This window comes from Streptococcus sp. DD11 (assembly GCF_001578865.1).
GTDB lineage: Bacteria > Bacillota > Bacilli > Lactobacillales > Streptococcaceae > Streptococcus > Streptococcus panodentis.
The window spans coordinates 184,766-187,232 of sequence record NZ_KQ969394.1; the positions used below are offsets into that span (position 1 = coordinate 184,766).

Sequence of the window (2,467 nt, forward strand, 5' to 3'; positions counted from 1 at the left end):
CCGATAACCGCTCCGTCCAGACCGACATACTTGTACCAAGGCTGGCTGGCTGCCATCTCGATTGCGACGCGGCGGCGGACTGCGTTTGGCAGGATGGCTTCTTTGTAAGCTGCATCCTGAGCATCAAAGAGCTCGGTTGACGGCAGGCTGACAACACGGATTTTCGCTCCTTCAGCTTCCAGAGCTTTGGCAGCAGCTACCGCCAGATTGACCTCTGAGCCAGTAGCCAGAAGAATGGTGTCAAAGTCAGCACCGGTCTCGTAAACCACATAGGCCCCCTTGGCTACCTTATCAAAGTCGGTCCCTTCTTCTACTGTCAGATTCTGACGGGTCAGGACCAGGGCTGTCGGAGTCGACTGGCTCTTGAGAGCCAGATACCAAGCTGCTTGGGTTTCCCGGGCATCCGCAGGCCGGAAAACAGTGAGATTAGGAATTGCCCGGAGACCGGCCAAATGCTCAATCGGCTCATGAGTTGGGCCGTCTTCTCCAACCGCAATCGAATCATGGGTGAAGACATAAGTGACCGGCAGTCCCTGCAGAGCAGACAGACGGACAGCTGCTTTGACATAGTCGGAAAAGACAAAGAAAGTACCGCCGTAGACCCGCAGGCCGCCGTACAGGGCCATCCCGTTCAGGATAGTTCCCATGGCAAATTCCCGCACGCCAAACTGGATATTGCGGTTGAGACGGTGAGCATCATCCTGCAGGCCGTCTTCCTTGATATAGGTCATATTGGAATGGGCCAAGTCAGCTGATCCGCCTAGGAAGGTCGGCAGGACCTTGGCTGCAGCATTGAGGGCATCCTGACTGGAGTTACGGGTAGCCTGAGAGAAGCCATTTTCTAAGACAGGGAAGTCCTCCGGCTTGATCTCAACCGGATCCTGACCGGCAATGATGGCCGCTACTTCTGCTGCTGCCTCTGGATAGGCCTGCTTGTAGTCCTCGACCAACCTCACCCAAGCATCATAAGCCGCAGCTCCGCGCTCCGCTACATTGACCCGATAGTCCTCGTAGACTTCCTCAGGAATCTCGAAAGGCGCATAGTCCCAGCCCAGAGCCTGACGGGTTGCGGCTGTTTCTTCCGGCCCGAGCGGTGCCCCGTGAACAGCGTTGCTCCCCTGTTTGTTAGGAGCGCCATAGCCGATAACGGTCTTGACCTCAATCAGGGATGGTTTGCCGGAAAGCTTGGCAGCTTCAATAGCAGCGTTAATGGCTTCAAGATCAGTGCCGTCTTTGACCAAGGCAGTGTGCCAGCCGTAGGCATCATAGCGGGCACGGACATCTTCGGTAAAGGAATCCTTAGTCTCCCCATCCAGGTTGATGTCATTTGAATCATAAAGGACAATCAGCTTGTCCAGCTTTTGCAGGCCAGCGTAAGAAGCCGCCTCAGCAGAAACGCCTTCCATCAAATCGCCGTCTCCGCAGATGACATAGGTATAGTGGTCAAAAATCGGATAGCCTTCACGGTTGTACTTAGCTGCCAGAAAACGCTCCGCCTGAGCCAAACCGGTCGCGGTTGCAATCCCTTGTCCGAGCGGACCGGTCGTTGCATCTACTCCTGCCGTGTGCCCAAATTCAGGATGGCCCGGCGTTTTAGAACTCCATTGACGGAAATTCTTGATCTCCTCAATGGTCAGATCTTCAAAGCCAGACAGGTGGAGCAGGGCATAGAGCAGCATGGACCCATGACCGGCAGACAGAACAAAGCGGTCGCGGTTGATCCAGTCAGGCACCGCCGGATTGATCCGCAGCTGCTTGGTGAAAAGGTCATAAGCCATAGGAGCGGCCCCCATGACGACACCAGGGTGACCGGATTTGGATTTTTCAATGGCATCAATTCCCAAGAAACGGATAGCATTTACTGATAAATTTGACATTGCATTCTCCTTATTTTTAATAGTCCTCATTCTGCCAGCAGAACAAGGCAAACAATGCTTGCGAAAACGATAACATTTTTTCATCTACTATTATATGAAAAAAATCAGGCTATCGCAAGGTGGGGGTGATTCATAGTCAATGATACTCTTCGAACATCTCTTTAAACTTCGTCAGCTCTAACAGTCCAGTCTTTCGAATCTACATTAGGCTTGTTTAAAAACTCCACCTTGAGCCAGCACGCCTTAGGTAATCGGCAGCACAAGCAAGCGGCTCGAAATGCAGACTGGCAGCTGCCACCCTGTCTGCTGCTGGCTAGTTTGCTGATGATGTTGATTGAGTATCCTTATTTTCTGATTGTGCTGAGAGAAAAGAAGGGCGGTGGGACAGACTCCCATGATGGCTGAGTCCTCACCCGTAGAGGGATGGATCTTTTGGAAGATACCGTATAAGAACTAAATTTTTAAAAAATTGAGTTCCCTTCACTCTTTTGTTTCTAAGCTCAGGCTGAAAAGGTTCCCCAAACCTTTTCACTCCCAGCCCGCGAGGCTCTCCCAGTCCGGGGGACTGGGAGAGGTTGGGGATAAGGAAA

The 2,467-nt window shown here is 52.4% G+C and carries 2 protein-coding genes; both read right to left on the minus strand.

Annotated elements, in window-relative coordinates:
• Window positions 1–1,877 (minus strand): transketolase (gene tkt / locus STRDD11_RS06805; protein ID WP_128836841.1); only part of this gene is annotated, 1,877 nt, incomplete at its 3' end.
• A gap of 409 nt (window positions 1,878–2,286) precedes the next feature.
• On the minus strand, window positions 2,287–2,467 hold a 181-nt coding region (locus tag STRDD11_RS13880; protein ID WP_206512686.1), incomplete at its 5' end, for a hypothetical protein.